General features: G+C 67.5%; 13 protein-coding genes. 7 read left to right on the forward strand and 6 right to left on the reverse strand.

Translation table 11 applies throughout. The features are described 5' to 3' along the window. Positions 1-46 precede the first annotated feature (46 nt). Positions 47-781, reverse strand: a complete 735-nt coding sequence (locus tag ACOCEP_RS17235) for a cache domain-containing protein (RefSeq protein ID WP_482338388.1) — start codon at positions 779-781, stop codon at positions 47-49. Positions 782-813: 32 nt separating this feature from the next. Continuing rightward, positions 814-1,557 carry a FadR/GntR family transcriptional regulator gene (locus tag ACOCEP_RS17240; protein ID WP_482338390.1) on the reverse strand — a complete coding sequence of 248 codons (744 nt, stop codon included), beginning with the start codon at positions 1,555-1,557 and terminating at the stop codon, positions 814-816. 164 nt (positions 1,558-1,721) lie between these two features. Here ACOCEP_RS17240 and ACOCEP_RS17245 point away from each other — a divergent pair, with 164 nt between their 5' ends. From ACOCEP_RS17245 to ACOCEP_RS17265, 5 genes are all read left to right on the forward strand, one after another. Beyond that, the gene (locus ACOCEP_RS17245) at positions 1,722-3,143 is read left to right on the forward strand and encodes a gamma-aminobutyraldehyde dehydrogenase (protein WP_482338392.1); all 1,422 of its coding nucleotides are present in this window, start codon (positions 1,722-1,724) and stop codon (positions 3,141-3,143) included. Positions 3,144-3,163: 20 nt separating this feature from the next. Beyond that, positions 3,164-4,261 carry an ABC transporter ATP-binding protein gene (locus ACOCEP_RS17250; RefSeq protein WP_482339748.1) on the forward strand — a complete coding sequence of 366 codons (1,098 nt, stop codon included), beginning with the start codon at positions 3,164-3,166 and terminating at the stop codon, positions 4,259-4,261. Positions 4,262-4,289: 28 nt separating this feature from the next. Then, positions 4,290-5,495, forward strand: coding sequence for an ABC transporter substrate-binding protein (locus tag ACOCEP_RS17255; protein WP_482338394.1), 1,206 nt, complete (start codon positions 4,290-4,292; stop codon positions 5,493-5,495). 72 nt (positions 5,496-5,567) lie between these two features. Continuing rightward, a complete protein-coding gene (locus tag ACOCEP_RS17260; protein ID WP_482338395.1) occupies positions 5,568-6,452 on the forward strand; it encodes an ABC transporter permease in 885 nt (294 codons plus the stop codon). 9 nt (positions 6,453-6,461) lie between these two features. Beyond that, on the forward strand, positions 6,462-7,268 hold the full coding sequence (locus ACOCEP_RS17265; protein ID WP_482338397.1) for an ABC transporter permease: 807 nt from the start codon (positions 6,462-6,464) through the stop codon (positions 7,266-7,268). 6 nt (positions 7,269-7,274) lie between these two features. Here ACOCEP_RS17265 and pip read toward each other — a convergent pair whose 3' ends face one another. From pip to panB, 3 genes are all read right to left on the reverse strand, one after another. Next, a complete protein-coding gene (gene pip / locus ACOCEP_RS17270; protein ID WP_482338398.1) occupies positions 7,275-8,228 on the reverse strand; it encodes a prolyl aminopeptidase in 954 nt (317 codons plus the stop codon). A gap of 89 nt (positions 8,229-8,317) precedes the next feature. Next, positions 8,318-9,292: a right-handed parallel beta-helix repeat-containing protein gene (locus ACOCEP_RS17275; protein ID WP_482338400.1), complete on the reverse strand. Its 975-nt coding sequence runs from the start codon at positions 9,290-9,292 to the stop codon at positions 8,318-8,320. A gap of 409 nt (positions 9,293-9,701) precedes the next feature. Further along, positions 9,702-10,577: a 3-methyl-2-oxobutanoate hydroxymethyltransferase gene (gene panB, locus ACOCEP_RS17280; RefSeq protein WP_482338401.1), complete on the reverse strand. Its 876-nt coding sequence runs from the start codon at positions 10,575-10,577 to the stop codon at positions 9,702-9,704. A 243-nt stretch (positions 10,578-10,820) separates the two neighbouring features. Here panB and lysX point away from each other — a divergent pair, with 243 nt between their 5' ends. Continuing rightward, a complete protein-coding gene (gene lysX / locus ACOCEP_RS17285) occupies positions 10,821-14,138 on the forward strand; it encodes a bifunctional lysylphosphatidylglycerol synthetase/lysine--tRNA ligase LysX (protein WP_482338403.1) in 3,318 nt (1,105 codons plus the stop codon). A gap of 60 nt (positions 14,139-14,198) precedes the next feature. Here the strand turns inward: lysX and ACOCEP_RS17290 are convergent, their stop codons facing one another. Beyond that, positions 14,199-15,434 (reverse strand): cytochrome P450, encoded by a 1,236-nt coding sequence (locus ACOCEP_RS17290; RefSeq protein WP_482338404.1) that lies wholly within the window; start codon positions 15,432-15,434, stop codon positions 14,199-14,201. 456 nt (positions 15,435-15,890) lie between these two features. On the opposite strand from ACOCEP_RS17290, the gene ACOCEP_RS17295 reads away from it, so the two are divergent. Then, positions 15,891-17,537 carry a condensation domain-containing protein gene (locus tag ACOCEP_RS17295; RefSeq protein WP_482338406.1) on the forward strand — a complete coding sequence of 549 codons (1,647 nt, stop codon included), beginning with the start codon at positions 15,891-15,893 and terminating at the stop codon, positions 17,535-17,537. The last annotated feature ends 20 nt before the right edge of the window (positions 17,538-17,557 follow it).

Below are 17,557 nucleotides of genomic sequence, written 5' to 3' on the forward strand. Positions count from 1 at the left end.
GCGGTGAAGGGCGCTTTACCTACATCTGATGCGGGTATGGCGTCCTTCAGCGCTCGGACCTGACCAACGCGATCGGCGAGTCCCCGCACCGCCGCAGCCGCGTGCCGGTCTCCGTCGTGACCGGCTCCGCGCCGGCGGACCACCAGGCCGGGACGTCGACGTCGCGGACCAGCGATCCGGTCGCCTGGCGCGCGTTGTTCGACACGATGACCCGGCCTTGGGCGTTGACCAGCGCCGCGCGGCCACCGAGCGCCCGCAGCTTCAGTTGCAGGAGGCGCTCGACCTCGCGCACGTAGATGTCCGCGCCGACGACCCCCGCGAAAGCCCCTTCACGCTGGACGGGAACCGTGAAGGTCAGCGTGTACTCGTCGGTGCAGAGGTAGTCGACGTACGGGCCGTTGATATGGCGGCGGCCGGTGTCACGCGGGACGGTGAACCACGATTGCCGGGTGTAGTCCAGGAAGTTCTCGCTGTCCGGATCGAGGCTGATGACCAGTTGCGCCGGCTCGTCGTCCCCGGTTTCGGTCCACCATTCGAAGCCGAATTCCTGATCCGCCAGCGCGTTCGGCGCGCTGATGAACCCGGCGCCGACGACCAGGCCGCCCAGGACGTCGAAGACCTGCGGCCGGAGCCGGGTCAGCTCTTCGGCGGTGGCATCGGTGGAGGCGGCCAGCAGCCCCTCGGCGCCGGCCAGTAGCGGCTTCAGCCGGCCGAAGACGTCCTCGACCAGGGTGGATACCTGTTCCACGACCTCGGAACCGGCGGACGGTGTGTCGTTCACGATGCTCACCTCGGATGCGCGGATGCCGCAGCTTAAGGGGCCAGAAGGTCTAAATGCACGTCCGCCAGCCGGTCTATCGCTTCGAGGATGTGCTCCTCGGTGAGCTTCCTGGCCAGCTCGCCGTCGCCCTGCGCGATGGCGGCGGCGATCGCGCGGTGTTCGGCGTAGGCGTTCTCACGGGTGCCATGCGGCTCGAGCGGCAACCACAGCAGACCGCCTCGCTCGCTCTGCAACTGCACTTCTTCCCTGGTCAGCCGTGGCGATTGGGCGGCCGCGGCGACTTCGAGATGGAACTGACGCTCGGCGCGCGACGCCTCCGCGCCGGTGGCCGTGCGGATGTCCTCGGTCGCCAGTTCGAGCCGCTCGATGTCCTCGGGCGAACTCCGCTCGGCGGCGAGTTTGGCCGCGGCGCCCGCGATCGCGAGGTAGTGATCGCCGACGTCGCGAAGCTCGGACAGCGAAACCGTGCGAAGGCGCTCTCGCCACGAAGCGGCCGAAGGGTTGGCGGGCGTCTTCACGAAGCTGCCGCCGCCTCGGCCGCGTCGCGTCTCGACCAGGCCCTGCTGGCGCAAGGCCACGAGCGCTTCGCGGACCGTCACGGTGGAGACGCCGAACTGGGTGGCCAGCTCGGCTTCGCTCGGCAGCTGCTCCGAGTCGGCCAGCAGCCCGAGAGTGATGGCGTCGACCAGCCGCGCGGTGACCGCTTCCGCCCGGCCGATCTGGTCGAGCGGAGCGAACATCGCTGATCGCGCGCTGTGCGACATCCCCTTACGCATGGTGGCCCTTCGCCCGTACCGCTACCCGATGGAAGCAATCTTGCACCATCGTCTTGTCATTTAACATCTGGACTTATATGTTTTAGCTCTCTCGCCGCCCCAAAAGGGAGCAAGGGACCTTTGCTATCGCCTCACGCCCCCAGGCCCAGTAGCCAGGAGCTCTCGTGCAGCAGTTGAAGCACTTCATCGGCGGTGAGTACACCGGATCCGCGTCGGGCCAGGTCGCCGCCATCGTCGATCCCGTCACCGGCCGCCCGTATCGCACCGCCGCCGTCGCCGGCCCCGAAGACGTCGATCGCGCTCTCGAGGTCGCGGCCGCGGCCTTCGAGACCTGGCGCGAGACCACACCCGCGCAGCGCCAGCTCGCGCTGCTGAAGATCGCGGACGCCGTCGAAACACGCGCGGACGAGATCGTGCTCGTCGAATCGGCGAACACCGGCAAGCCGGTCGCGCTCACCGCGGCCGAAGAACTGCCGATGATCGTCGACCAGTTGCGGTTCTTCGCGGGGGCCGCGCGTGTCCTCGAAGGACGGTCGGCGGGCGAGTACATGGAAGGGCATACCTCTTTCGTCCGCCGAGAACCGATCGGCGTGTGCGCGCAGGTTACGCCGTGGAACTATCCGCTCCTCATGGCGGTCTGGAAGATCGCGCCCGCCCTCGCCGCGGGGAACACCGTGGTGCTCAAACCGGCCGACACGACGCCCGCGTCGACCCTGCTCTTCGCCGAGATCTGCGCCGGATTCCTGCCGCCCGGTGTGCTCAACGTGATCTGCGGCGACCGTGACACCGGGCGCGCGCTCGTCGAGCACGAGATCCCCGCGATGGTGTCCATCACCGGCTCCGTGCGGGCCGGGATCGAGGTCGCCGCTTCGGCCGCGAAGGACGTGAAGCGCGTACACCTGGAGCTCGGCGGTAAAGCGCCCGTAGTGGTCTTCGCGGACGCTGACATCGAAGCGGCCGCAGAGGGCATCGCCGCCGCCGGGTACTTCAACGCGGGCCAGGACTGTACGGCGGCTACGCGTGTCCTTGTCGCCGACGAAGTCCACGACACGTTCGTCGCCGCCCTCACCCGGCAGGCGCGGGCGACCACCACCGGCAAGCCCGACGACACGTCGGTCACCTACGGCCCGCTCAACAACGCCGCGCAGCTCGAACGGGTCGCCGGGTTCGTCGACCGGCTTCCGGCGCACGCGATAGTCCACTGTGGAGGTAAACGGCATGGGGACGAGGGTTACTTCTACGAACCGACGGTGATCTCCGGCGTCCGGCAGGACGACGAAATCAGCCAGACGGAGATCTTCGGCCCGGTCATCACCGTGCAGCGCTTCGAGACCGAGGCCGAAGCGCTCGCCGCGGCCAACGGCGTCGAGTACGCGCTCGCGTCGTCGGTGTGGACCAACGACCACCAACGGGCGATGCGGCTGGCCGCGAAGCTCGACTTCGGCTGCGTGTGGATCAACACGCATATCCCGCTGGTCGCCGAGATGCCGCACGGCGGCTTCAAGAAGTCCGGCTATGGCAAGGACCTCTCGCTCTACGGCCTCGAGGACTACACCCGCGTCAAGCACGTGATGAGCGCGCTGTGACGACCACCGAAAGGCAGGCCATGCCGCATCAAGCGCCCACCGCCTCCGCCGTGGGGGAGCAAGGGACCTTTGCTATCACTTCCGCAGGTGGAGGCGACATTCCGGCCATCCGGCTGCGCGGCTTGCGCAAGGAGTTCGGCCAGGTCCACGCGGTCGACGGCGTCGATCTCGACATCCCGCCCGGCGAGTTCTTCTCCATGCTCGGCCCGTCCGGTTCCGGCAAGACGACCGTGCTCCGCATGATCGCCGGCTTCGAACTGCCGACGGCGGGCTCGATCGAACTCCACGGCCGCGACGTCAGCCGTCTCGCGCCCTTCGACCGGGACGTCAACACGGTCTTCCAGGACTACGCGCTCTTCCCGCACATGACCGTGCGGCAGAACGTCGAGTACGGCCTCCGGGTGAAACGCGTCCCTCGCGCGGAGCGCCGTCAACGCGCGAAGGAAGCCCTCGACACCGTCCGGCTCGGAGAGTTCGGCGAGCGCAAACCCGACCAGCTCTCCGGCGGCCAGCGCCAGCGGGTCGCGCTCGCCAGGGCACTGGTCAACCGGCCGAAGGTGCTCCTGCTCGACGAACCGCTCGGCGCGCTCGACCTGAAACTGCGCCACACCATGCAGACCGAGCTGAAACAGATCCAGCGCGACGTCGGCATCACCTTCATCTTCGTCACCCACGACCAGGACGAGGCGTTGACGATGAGCGACCGCATCGCGGTGTTCAACGCCGGCCGCATCGAACAGGTCGGCTCACCGGTCGAGGTCTACGAGCGGCCCGCGTCGGCGTTCGTCGCCGGCTTCGTCGGCACCTCGAACCTGCTCAGCGGCGGCGGCGCCGAGAACATCATCGGCGAACCCGGTGTGTTCAGCATCCGCCCCGAGAAGATCCGCATCGACGCCGATCTCTCGAAATCCGCCGAGGTCGGCGAGACCAGCGCAACCGGCACCGTCACCAACACCGTCTACGCCGGCGCGACCGTGCGTTACGAGGTCACGCTCGACGCCGGTGGCCAGCTCTCCGTGGTCCGGCAGAACACCGCCGAACCCGCGGACTTCGAAGGCGGCCGCGTCCGCCTGAGCTGGCGGCACGAACACAGCTTCCGCGTCCCCGAAGCCGGTTAGTTCTCCCCCTGTACCGAAAGGTTGTTCAATGAAGAACAGGAAACTCGCGCTCGCCGGCCTGCTCGGCGCCGGCCTGCTCGTGGCCGCCTGCGGAACGTCCGGATCCAGTTCGACCGCGGCCGCGCCCGGCGGTCAGGGCTTCACCGCGCCGAAGCTCGACGCGCTCGCGCAGCTCGGCCAGCCGGAAGGCCAGGTCAACGTGCTGGCCTGGCCCGGCTACGCGGAGAACGGCTCGAACGACCCGGCCGTCGACTGGGTCACCGGGTTCGAGAAGGAGACCGGCTGCAAGGTCAACGTCAAGGCGTTCGGTACCTCCGACGAGGCCGTGAGCCTGATGAAGACCGGACAATACGACGTCATCTCCGCTTCCGGTGACGCGTCGCTGCGGCTGATCGCGGCCGGCGACGTCGAACCGGTGAACACCGCGCTCGTGCCGAACTACGCCGACGTCTTCGACTTCCTCAAGAACCGTCCGTGGAACAGCGTGAACAACGTGTCCTATGGCGTGCCGCACGGCTGGGGCGCGAACCTGCTCACCTGGCGCACCGACAAGGTGAACCCGGCACCGACGTCCTGGTCGGTCATGTTCGACGCGAACAGCCCGTACAAGGGCAAGATCACCGCCTACGACTCGCCGATCTACATCGCCGACGCCGCGCTGTACCTGCAGACGCACAAACCCGAACTCGGCATCAAGAACCCGTACGCCTTGGACGACAAGCAGTTCCAGGCCGCCGTCGACCTGCTCAAACAGCAGCGGCCGATGGTGGCGGAGTACTGGTCGGACTACTTGAAGGAGAGCCAGGCGCTCAAGAGCGGTGACGCGGTCGTCGGCACCGCCTGGCAGGTGACGGTGAACCTGACCAAGAGCGAGGGCGCGCCGGTCGAATCCGTGCTGCCGTCCGAAGGCGCGACCGGCTGGTCGGACACCTGGATGGTGGGCGCGAAGTCGCCGCACAAGACGTGCTCGTACAAGTGGCTGAACCACATCGTCAGCCCGAAGGCGAACGCGCAGGTGGCCGAGTACTTCGGTGAATCGCCCTCGAACCCCAAGGCGTGCGCCGAAACCAAGAGCAAGGCGCACTGCGAGACCTTCCACGCCGGTGATGCCGCGTACGCCGCGAAGATCCAGTACTGGACGACGCCGATCGCGCAGTGCCTCGACGGCCGCACCGACGTCAAGTGCAAGGACTACGGCGAGTGGACCCGCGCCTGGACCGAGATCAAGGGCTGACCTCCCGACTCCGGGAGCGGCCGGTGGGCCCCCCACGCCGGCCGCTCCCGGTCCCATTCCTAGGTGGAGACGATGACGACCACCCTCGATTCGCCACGGCGGAGAACCTCCGCCTTCCTGTACCGCAAACCCAGGCTGCGACTGGGAATCCTGCTCTCCGCGCCGATGCTGTGGCTCGGCCTGGCCTATCTCGGCGCGCTGGCCGCGTTGTTCGTGACCGCGTTCTGGAGCACCGACATCTTCACCGGCCAGGTCGTGACCGAGTGGTCGCTGAACAACTTCGTCACCCTCTTCAGTGACGCGGTGTACCGCACGATCACCTTCCGGACGGTCGGGATCGCCGCGCTCGTCACGGTGGTCACCGCGATCATCGCCTTCCCGATGGCGTTCTACATGGCCAAATTCGCCTCGCCGAGGGCGCGGCGCCTCCTGGTCATCGCCGTCATGACGCCGTTGTGGGCGAGCTACCTCGTGAAGGCCTACGCGTGGCGGACCATGTTGTCCGGCAACGGGGTGCTGCACTGGCTGCTGAACCCGTTCGGCCTCGACACCCCCGGCTACGGCGTGCTCGCGACCGTGATCACCCTGTCGTATCTGTGGCTGCCGTACATGATCCTGCCGATCTACGCGGGCCTGGAACGGCTGCCGAATTCCCTGGTGGACGCCTCCGGCGACCTCGGCGCCCGGCCGTTCCGGACGTTCCGCTCGGTGGTGCTGCCGGTGACCTTCCCGGCCGTCGTCGCCGGCTCGATCTTCACGTTCTCGTTGTCGCTGGGCGACTACATCGCGGTGAAGATCGTCGGCGGCACGTCGCAGATGCTCGGCAACGTCGTCTACGACAACATCGGCGCGGCCAACAACCTGCCGTTCGCGGCGACCGTCGCGACCGTACCCGTGGTGATCATGCTCGCCTACCTCGCCGCCGTGCGCCGCACGGGCGCGCTGGACAACCTGTAGGAGCGCGCGATGCGGCTTTCCCGGACGACCAAATACCTGCTGCTCACGGCGCTGGTGCTCGGCCTCGGCGTCATCTACTTCCCACTGCTGGTGGTCCTGCTCAATTCCTTCAACGCGGACACCACCTTCGGCTGGCCGCCGTCGAGCTTCACCCTCGAATGGTGGGGCCGGGCCGCGGAGAACCAGGGCGCGCTGAACGCGCTGTGGACGAGTGTCCAAGCAGGACTCGCGGCCACCGCGATCGCCTTGGTGCTGGGCACGATGGCGGCCTTCGCGCTGCAGAAGTACCGCTTCTTCGGCCGCAACCAGGTGTCGCTGCTGATCATCCTGCCGATCGCGCTGCCCGGGATCGTCACCGGTATCGCGCTGAACAACGCCTTCCGCACGATCCTCGGCATCGACCTCGGCCTGTTCACCGCGATCGTCGCGCACGCGACGTTCTGCATCGTGGTGGTGTTCAACAACGTCGTCGCGCGGCTGCGGCGGATGGGCGGCAACCTCGAAGAGGCGTCGATGGACCTCGGCGCGGACGGGCTCACCACGTTCCGGCTGGTGACCTTCCCGATGCTGCGCTCGGCCCTCCTCGCGGGTGGTCTGCTGGCGTTCGCCCTGTCGTTCGACGAAATCATCGTCACGACGTTCACCCTCGGGACCGGGCTGGAGACCCTGCCGATCTGGATCCTGAACAACCTGTTCCGGCCGAACCAGGCGCCGATCGTCAACGTCGTGGCCGCGGTGCTGATCCTGGCTTCGACGGTGCCGGTGTATCTGGCACAACGGCTTTCCGGCGACACGACGTCGGGTGGACGGCTGTAGCCGCTCCTACCGAAAGGAATCCGTCGCTTCCCGAAGCGCCGCCAGCATCCCCGGATCCGTCACCGCGTGCCCGGCAGCCTCCACCAGCTCCAGCTTCGAGTCCGGCCAAGCCCGGTGCAGCTCGTAAGCCGTCGTCGGCGGGCACACCGCGTCGTACCGCCCCTGCACGATCACGCCGGGAATCCCGGCGAGCTTCCCGGCCTCCCGGATCAACTGTCCTTCCTCAAGCCATGCTCCATGGCAGAAGTAGTGCAGCGCCAGCCGGGCGAACGTGACGGCGAACTCCGGCGACGCGTACTGGTTGTGGAACGCCGGGTCCGGGCGCAGGCAGACGATCGCGCCCTCCCAGGCGCTCCACGCGATGGCGGCGCGCTCTCGGATCGCCCGATCGGGGTGATAGACGAGCTCGCGATAGGCCGAAAGGGGGTCGTCGCGGCGGTCTTCGGGGATCGGGTCGAGAAACGCTTCCCACTCCCGGGGAAAGAGGTTCGCGGCACCGCCGTTGTAGATCCAGTCGAGTTCGCCGCGCCGGACGGTGAAGACGCCGCGCAGGATGAGCTCGCTGACGCGGCTCGGGTGGGTTTCGGCGTAGGCGAGGGCGAGAGTCACACCCCACGAGCCGCCGAAGAGCTGCCATTGTTCGAGATTCAGCCGTTCGCGGAGCTTTTCCATGTCGGAAACGAGATGCCAGAGCGTGTTCACCGACAGATCGACGTCCGGCGTGCCGATGTGCGGAGTGCTGCGGCCGGCGCCGCGCTGGTCGAACAGGATGATCCGGTAGGCCTCGGGGTCGAAATGCCGCCGGGCCATCGAGGAGATGCCGCTACCAGGGCCTCCGTGCAGGACTACGACGGGTTTGCCGTCCGGGTTCCCGGCTTCCTGGCAGTAGATCCGGTGCCCGTCGCCGACGTCGAGCATGCCCTCGGCGCGCACGTGGATCGGCGGGTACAGGTCGTCCATAAGGACACTCTGCCCGAATCGGCGAGTGTCCGAAGGGTGGGGGCCCGCCCCCGCCGCCGGGCTGAGCGGGCCCCCGGTCTTCGGTCGCGTCAGCAGCCCGCCGTGGCGGCCACGTTCGCGAATCCCTTCCCAGCACCGGTCACCTTGTTGCTCGCGCAGACCTTGTTCCCCGTCGCGGCCTTCACGAGGTAGAAGCCGTACGCGTAGCTGGACTGCACGTCCGCGGTGTTGCCGGAGAAGGTGTTGCCGCGGCCCCAGCCGTCGAGCTGGACATGGACCTCGAAGCCGCCGTAGGTCGCGTCGTGCACGAAGACCTTGCTGCCCCGGTTGTCCGCGACCACGTAGTCGTTGCCCTTCATGTCCACCCAGCTGTCGGCGAAGTGCTCGCCGCTCTGCCCGGTCCCGTCGAAGACGTTGCCGCGCAGTTCGCCGCCGGTGGTGCCTTCCTTGATGTCGATCGACTCGGCTCGCACGTTCGGGCCGATCTTGTTGTTCAAGGCCTTGTTGCGGTCGCTCCGGTCTGGCGTGCCGCCTGGCCAGTTGCCCTTCGCGGAACCGAAGTAGATGCCTTCGCCGTAGCCCGCGTACTCGCGGCCGGTGTCGGTCACCTCGGAGTTCTTCACGACGTTGTCGGTGCTCGTGTACTGGAAGTGGATGCCCTCGTGGCCGACGCCGGTGACCTTGATGCCGTCGACGACGGTGTTCTTGACGCCTGTCGCCATCAGGCCCTTCTGGCCACCGGTGAGGGTGAAGCCGGTCAGGTTCCAGTAGCTGCCCGTGAGTTCCAGCGTGCGCCCGGCCGAGGCCTTGATGACCGCGCTTCGCGGCCCCTTCAGGGTGATACGGCTGCTGGACGTGCCGCTCTTCGCCGCCTTGAAGTTGCCCGTGAAGGTCGTGTCGGCCGCGAGTTCGATGACGGTCCCCGGAGTGACCGAAGCGAGCGCCGCCGTGAGCTGCTCCGAAGTCCCTACGCGGACCGTCGCGGCCTGTGCGGGGTACGCCGCCAGCGTCGAAAGCAACGCGGTACCGGTCGCGATGGCCAGAACCCGCTCACGAACACGCATCCGTGGTCCTCCTCGTCGAGGGATCGAAGCTCGGTCGTGGCGGCGACGGGCTAGACGTTAAGCCTCTTTACGAACGTGCGTCAAGGACATGATTGAAGTTCATGTATGTGAACGACTAAAGGAGGGTGGTCGGGCAAGGACCGCTTTGAAGGGGAGCAAGGGACCTTTGCTACCGCGCTTCCTGGCGGGTGGGGGGTGTGGGGAAATAGGGACGTTGAGTGTCCCTATTTCCCCACACCCTGTACTCCGCGTAGCGGTGCTAACGGACTGTGTGGATTTCGGAGCGTCAGATGACCAGAAATCCACACGGTCACCACGGCGTGGAGAGCAAGGGACCTTTGCTACCGCGCTCCTCGGCCGGGAGTGGTAGCAAAGGTCCCTTGCTCTCTTTCTGCAGGTCAGCGGCGCGTCAGTCGTGGAACGAGTGCTCCGGAGCCGGGAACTCGCCTCGCCGGACGTCCTCCGCGAACGCCGACGCCGCCCCCGCCAGCACGCCGGCGAGATCCGCGTACTTCTTCACGAAGCGAGGTGTCCTGCCGCGCCGAAGCCCGGCCATGTCCTGCCAGACGAGCACCTGCGCGTCGCAGTCCGGCCCGGCGCCGATGCCGACGGTCGGGATCTTCAGTTCGTGTGTGATCCGCTTCGCCGCTTCGGCCGGCACCATCTCCATGACGACCGCGAAGGCGCCGGCCTCCTCCAGGGCGAGAGCGTCGGCGAGCAGCGCTTCGGCCGCTTCGCCGCGTCCCTGGACTCGATAGCCGCCCAGATTGTGTTCACTCTGCGGGGTGAATCCGATATGTCCCATCACGGGGACACCGGCCGACGTCAATGCCTCGACGTGCGGAGCGAATTTCCGTCCGCCTTCGAGTTTCACCGCGTGCGCGCGGCCTTCCTTCATGAACCGCACCGAGGTTTCCAGTGCCTGCTGCGGTGAGAGCTGATACGAGCCGAACGGCAGATCGGCCACGACCAGCGCCCGCTTCACCGATCGGGTCACCGCCCGCACCAACGGAAGCAACTCGTCCACGGTCACCGGAAGCGAAGTGTCGTAGCCGAAGACGTTGTTCGCCGCTGAATCACCGACGAGCAGCACGGGAATGCCCACTTCGTCGAACAGCGCGGCGGTGTACATGTCGTAGGCGGTGAGCATCGGCCAGGCTTCGCCGCGCTCCTTCATGTCGCGAAGGTGATGTACGCGGACCTTCTTCCCAGATGTGGCCTGGGGCGCCGCGCCGGTCCCGTACGGAGCCGCGAGCTCGCCGGAGTCCTTTTCGGTGGCAGACATCCTTGTCGACCGTCCTTCCCTCGAGGCCTCGAAGAGGTCCCCGGGTCGTGGAGCTGAACAGGCCAAGCGTGACATGCCGGTATGACCGTCCCAAGGCCCTGCGACCAGCTTCACACAGCACCGTCACGCCTGCGGATGAGGAAATTCAGACCACAGGATGATGATCGTTGACAACCACGCAGGGTTGTGTGACGTCAAGTAAGTACAGCTGTCGATCTCCTGTGTGTACCGCGAAGGACCAGAATGGCAAACCCAGTGCGCCGAGTCGCGCCGTGGAAGGCGAGGGCGGGCGGGATCGTCGCCACCCTCGTGCAGCTCGCGGCCGTGTTCTCGGTGATCCTCCTGCTCGCCGGCGGGGTGAAGGGGCCGGTGCTCAGGACGGGTGACATCGCCTTCTCGGCATTGAGCATCCCGACGAACGCGAGCCTCGTGATCGTCCTGCTGCTGGTCGTCCTCGGCGCCGCGCTCCGCCGCCGCAAGCGCGCCGCGCTCTACACGCTGCTGCTGTTCCAGGTCGGTGGGCTGGCGGTGACGCTGGCCTTCCAAGCCGCGCTGTTGTGGTGGCCCGAGCTGCTGAAACTCGGCCCGTGGCAGGTCCGGCACATCCCGCACCAGGTGTGGGTGCTGGCCATCGCCGACCTGATCTCCCTCGGCATGATCGCGCTGCTCTGGATCCTGCGCCCGGCGTTCCCCGCCCGGCTCGCGCCCGGCGCGTGGCGCGACGGCCTCACCGTCCTTTTCGGTGGCCTGGCCGCGGTCATTCTCGTCGGCTGGGGCTTGAGCGAAGCCTTTCCCGGTCGTCTCGCCGATACCTGGGAGCGTTTCGCCTGGGTCGTCAACCACACGACCGGGGAGAACATCCAGCTGCGCCGGGTCGGCATCGGAGAAGGCCCCGCCTGGCTCGACCTCGTGCTCGACCTCAGCGCGACGGCCGTCGCGACGGCCGCGTTGTACACGCTCTTCCGCGGGGTGCGTAGCCGTCGTTTAAGGACAGACGAGGAAGAACTGCGCGTACGCCGCCTTCTTGCCGAACACGGCGAAGACGACTCCTTGGGCTATTTCGCCACCAGGCGCGAGAAGAGCGTCGTCTTCTCGCCCAACGGCCGCGCCGCCGTGGCCTACCGCGTGCTCGCGGGCACCAGCGTCGCCAGCGCCGACCCCATCGGTGATCCCGACGCCTGGCCCGACGCGGTCCGCGCTTGGCTGAACGAAGCGCGCACCTACGGCTGGACGCCCGGCGTGCTCGGCGCGAGCGAGCGTGGTGCGAAGGTCTACGCCGACGCGGGCCTGCGCGCGCTGGAAATCGGTGACGAAGCCGTCCTCGACGTCCGTGACTTCAGCCTCGCCGGGCCGGAACGCCGCTCGGTCCGGCAAGCGGTCAAACGGATCGAACGGGCCGGATACAGCACGAAAGTCCGTCGGCACAGCGAAATCCCGGCCGAGGAGATGGCCAAGCTCCTGCTGCACGCGCAGCAGTGGCGCGGCGCGGAAACCGAGCGCGGGTTCTCGATGGCGCTCGGCAGGCTCGGTGATCCGAGCGACGGCCGCAGCGTGATGGTGGAGGCCTACGACGCCAAGGGCGAGCTTCGCGGCATGCTGTCGTTCGTGCCGTGGGGCCGTCGTGGCCTGTCGCTCGACCTGATGCGACGCGACCGCGATGCCGAGAACGGGCTCAACGAGTACATGGTCGCCGAGGTCGTGGCGGCCAGTTCACACCTTGGCGCGCAACGGATCTCGCTGAACTTCGCGATGTTCCGCGCGGTCTTCTCCGAGGGGGAGAGGATCGGTGCGGGCCCGGTGCTGCGCGCCTGGCGCGGCGTCCTCAGCATGGCGTCGCGCTTCTTCCAGCTCGAATCGCTCTACCGGTCCAACGCCAAGTACGGTCCCGACTGGGAGCCGCGTTTCCTGTGCTATTCCTCGGCTCGACGGCTGCCGCGAGTCGGCATCGTTGCCGGCGCGCTCGAAGGATTCGTCCCGACGGGGCGGTCGGGACGAGCGCTGAAACTGGAGACCGTCACCGACGAGTTCGTCGCCGAGGTCCACCGCATCGAAGCGAACGCGGCCACTCCCGCGCCGAACCAGGTCCGGCGCCCCGACCAGGTCCGGGTGCGGATGGCGAAGCTGGATCGCCTGCGGGAAGCCGGGATCGATCCCTATCCGGTCGGTTTCGCCCGGGAGGACCTGCTCGGCGACGTCGTTTCGAAGTTCGGTGATCTGGGCCCGGACACCCACACCGGTCATCGGGTCCGCGTCGCGGGCCGGGTGCTCGCGATGCGTAATCTCGGCGGGCTCTGTTTCGCGCGGGTCAAGGACTTCAGCGGCGAGATCCAGCTGATGCTCGACGCTTCCGTGCTCGACCCGAGCGGTTGGCGGCGTGGTGTCGACCTCGGCGACCACGTCGGCGTGAGCGGGCAGGTCGTGACGTCACGGCGCGGTGAGCTTTCCGTGCTCGTCGACGAATGGACCGTCACGGCGAAGAGCCTGCATCCGTTGCCGGACAAGCGAAAAGGCCTCACCGACCCGGAGACGCGGGTGCGGCAGCGGTACCTGGACCTCGCGGTGAACCCGGATTCGACGGCGATGCTGCGGATGCGCTCGACCGTCGTGCGCGCGGTGCGGGAGCGGCTGCACCAGGGCGACTACCTCGAAGTCGAGACGCCGATGCTGCAGACCGTGCACGGCGGCGCCAACGCGCGCCCGTTCATCACCCATATCAACGCCTACGACATGCGGATGTATCTGCGGATCGCGCCCGAGCTCTACCTGAAGCGGCTCTGCGTGGCGGGCGTCGAGCGCGTTTTCGAACTGAACCGGAACTTCCGCAACGAGGGTGTCGACGCGACGCACAACCCCGAATTCACCATGTTGGAGGCATACCAGGCGTATGCCGACTACAACACTATGCGCACCTTGACGCGCGAACTCGTGCAATGCGCCGCGGAGGCCGCGTACGGCGCGCAGGTGGTTCGCCGACCGGGGCCGGACGGGAAAGTCGTCGAGTACGACATTTCCGGCGACTGGCCGGTGATCCCGGTCCACGAAGCCGTCTCGGCCGCGCTCGGGGAGAAGATCGACGCGAGCACCTCCGTCGCCGAACTCCAGCGGCTGTGCCGCGCGGCGGGAGTGCCGGTGAACGAGGAGGCCGGGCACGGCGATCTCGTGCTGAAGGCGCACGAGCACCTGGTCGAAGGCGCGACCGTGCTGCCGACGTTCTACACCGACTACCCGACCGACGTGTCGCCGCTGACCCGGCAGCACCGGGTGGATCCGCGGCTGGCCGAGCGCTGGGACCTCATCGCGTTCGGCTCGGAGGTGGGTACGGCCTACACCGAGCTGACCGACCCGCTCGAGCAACGACGGCGGCTGGAGGCCCAGTCGCTGCGCGCGGCGAGCGGGGACGTCGAGGCGATGGAGCTGGACGAGGACTTCCTGCTCGCGCTCGAACACGGCATGCCGCCGACCGGCGGGCTCGGCATCGGTGTCGACCGGCTGCTGATGATGCTGACCGGGGCGTCGATCCGGCAGACGGTGCTGTTCCCGTTCGTGCGTCCGCAGGGGTAGCAAGGGACCTTTGCTCCCGCTCGGCCCGCTGACCTGCGGAAAGAGAGCAAGGGACCTTTGCTACCGCCGGGCCGCGGTGATCGGCACCCGCTTGTACCCGGACACGAAGTTCGACGTGATCCGCTCCGGCTTCCCCGCCGGGGCGAAATCGTGGAACCGGCTCAGCAGCTCCTCGAACAGGATCCGGATGCTCATCCGCGCCACACTGTGCCCGACGCAGTAGTGCGGCCCGATCCCGAACGCGAGGTGCTTGTTCGGCTTGCGCCGGATGTCGAAGGTGTCCGCGTCCGGAAACTGCTCCTCGTCGCGGTTGGCCGAACCGAGCCAGACCACCACCGCGTCGCCGGCGGAGATCTTCGTATCGCGCAGCACGACGTCCTGGGTGGCGTACCGCAGCATGTGGTTGACCGGCGAAGACCAGCGCAAGGCCTCCTCGACGGCGGTCTGCCCGGTCTCCGGATGCCGCGTCCAGTCCTCGAGCACACCGGTCTCGATGAATTCCGCGAAGACGAAGTTCGGCGCGTGCGGCGTCGTGACGTTCGCGCCGAGCAGGAGGCTGTAGCAGTTGGCCACGATCTCGCTGGGCGACATGTGCCTGCCCTCGAACTCGGTCGAGATCAGCACGCTGAGCAGGTCGTCGCTGAGGTGGTCGCGCCGGTAGGAGACCAGATCCTGGAAGTAGACGAACAGTTCCCGGTGCGCGCTGGCCAGCGTCGCGTCCTTGCCGTCCGCGATCTGGAACTCCGGATCGTCGGCGGCGACGCAGGCGCTGGTGAGCTTCGTCAGCCACGGCCAGTCCTCTTCGGGCAGGCCGATCATCCGCCCGGTGACCGCCATCGGCATGGTCATCATGGCTTCCGCGAAATCGAAGACACCGCCGTCACCCAGCGGGGCGATGAGGCCCAGTACCAGTTCCCGGACCATGTCGCGCTGCTTGTCCACCGCGCGGACCGCGAGCGCCTTCTTCAGCCGCGCCTGCATGATCGTATGCCGCGGCGGGTCGGTGACGACGAGCTGCTTGCCGCCGGCCGGATCGTCCATGCCCAGCAGTTCGAGCATGGTGCCGCGTTCGGAGGTGAACAGTTCCGTGGTGCGCATGACGAAGTCGGTGTCGGCGAACTTCACCACCGACCAGAAGCCGCGCTCGGCGTCGACCTGGTGCCAGGTCAGCCCGTCCTGCGCGCGGAGTTCACGCCATATCGAATGCGCGTCGCCGTCGGCGTACAGGAAAGGGTCGACCAGGTCGGCGCCGCCGAAATGCACCGGACAACCCCTGGTGGTGTCCTCGAGCGTCATGCGCGCGTTCCCTTCATTTCGCGGCGTACCGCCATGATTTATCCGCACCCGAATGGCATAGTGGCCGTATGCGCTGAACACCCCAGTGGCCACTGCGTCCAATGGAGCAGCGAATACGCGAGCTGCACTGCTCGCCGTCTAGAGTTTCCTTGCAGCACAACGCATCCACGCCCGTGTGGGCAGGTTCGTTGCTTCTTCCCCAGATGTCGGCCGAGTCAAGCACGCGTGTTCGAGCAGTGTCAAGGGTGTCCGAATCACTGCTTTCGTAGTTCAGTGGTGAGATGTCCACGAATGGACGAGTTGACAGTCGCGGCGGTGCCCTCGTAGCGTCTGGATGGCAAATGGGGGTTCGATTTCTGGGGAATTCAGCCACCGCGTTGATTTGATTACGGCTTTTCGTCGTGCATTTCTTCTTTCCATTCAGGCTGTCCACCGACCGGGGGAAGCGGCAGAGGTATGCCATCTGAATCGGCCAGTGTCTGGCATGTCGCCACGCCCACTCAGCAGGGCATTTGGATCGTCGACCGCATCGATCGGCTGCGCCCGACGTACCTGATCCCGTCGGTCATCGAGTTCACCGGCCCGATCGACCACGTCGCGCTGGCGGATGCCGTCAGCCGCGCGCTGGCGCGGCATCCCGCGCTGCGATCGCGATTCCGCCTCGAAACCACGCACCGTCGCGTCGAGTACCGGACCGACGGCGAGCCCGCGGAGGCCGGCTTCCTCGACGCCGTCGAGGAGGACTGGACCACTGACGAGGTGAAGCGGCTCGTCGAGGTTCTCTGCTACACCCCCTTCGACCTCGGCGACGAACCGCCGGCGCGAGCGGAGCTGATTCGCGTCGGCCCGGACACCACGTTGTTCGTCCTGACCGTGCACCACATCGTCTTCGACGCCACGTCACGAAAACTGCTGCTCGACGAGATCGGCCGGTTCTACCGCGGCGCGCTGAGCGGTGAAGAAGTCGTTCTGCCCGAACCGATCCATCCCGCGCGGGTCCAGGTCCCGATCCCGGAAACCGAGCTGGCGCCCCGGATCGCGGACGCCGTCGAGCGACTGCGGGGCGCGCCGACCACGGTCGACCTGCCCTATGACCGGCTGCCCGACCCGGACCTGTCCATGATCGGCGCCGAGGCCCGCACCACCTTCGACGAACAGGTCACCGCGCGAGTCCTGGCGGCGTCGGCCGAAGCGGGCTGCACCGCGTTCATGACCGGGGTCGCGATCCTCGCCGCGACCCTTGCCCGCCGCGGCGGGCAACGCGACTTCCTGTTCTCGGTGGTCTGGCCCGGTCGTGACGACCCGGTCTCCGCCGGTGTCGTCGGGATGTTCATGTCCACCCTCGTCCTGCGGATCCGCCTCGACGAAACGACGACGTGGCGCGAACTCCTGCTCGAAGCGCGGAATTCAGGCATGGAGACGTTCATCGACGCGGATGTCCCGCTGGACGCGCTCGCCGCCGAACTGGACGACGAGCGCGACGTCGGCAGGCTGCCGTTGACCCCGGTGCTGGTGAACCTCGCCGAGGTACCCGCCCCGTTCGACCTCGCGCCCGGCGTCACCGGCCGGTTCCGGCCGCTGGAACCCCAGTACAGCAAGTGGGATCTCGCGCTTTTCGTGCATGTGGCGGACGGATCCCGCCTGGAGCTCACCCTCGATTACCCCGCCGATCTCTTCACCGACGAAACGATCGACGGCCTGCTTCTCGATCTGCGACGCGGTGTCGCGGATCTCGCCCGATCCCCGGAGGAAGCCGTGCTCAAGCCCGCCACCGAAGCCCTCGACCTCGACGATCCGGCCGTGCGCCTGGACCTCGTCCGCGGTGTCTGGAGCGAGGTGCTCGACAACAAGGAATTCGGCGACGACATCAGTTTCTTCGACGCGGGAGGCGATTCGCTGCGCCTGGTGGTGCTGGTGGAGAAGCTGCGCGAAGTGTCCGGCCGGATGGTGAAGACGGTCGACCTGTTCCGCGCCGGCACCGTCCGCGGCCACGCCGATCTGCTGGTCGGCGCGGAGAAGAAGCAGACGGGGGGAGCGCGCGGGAGCCGTGAGCGGCTGCTCGGCGCCGCCCGTGAACGGCGCGCGGCCGAAACCCAGGCCTGACCCTCCCTCCTCCCGACCGG

This window comes from Amycolatopsis sp. CA-211722, from assembly GCF_056828465.1.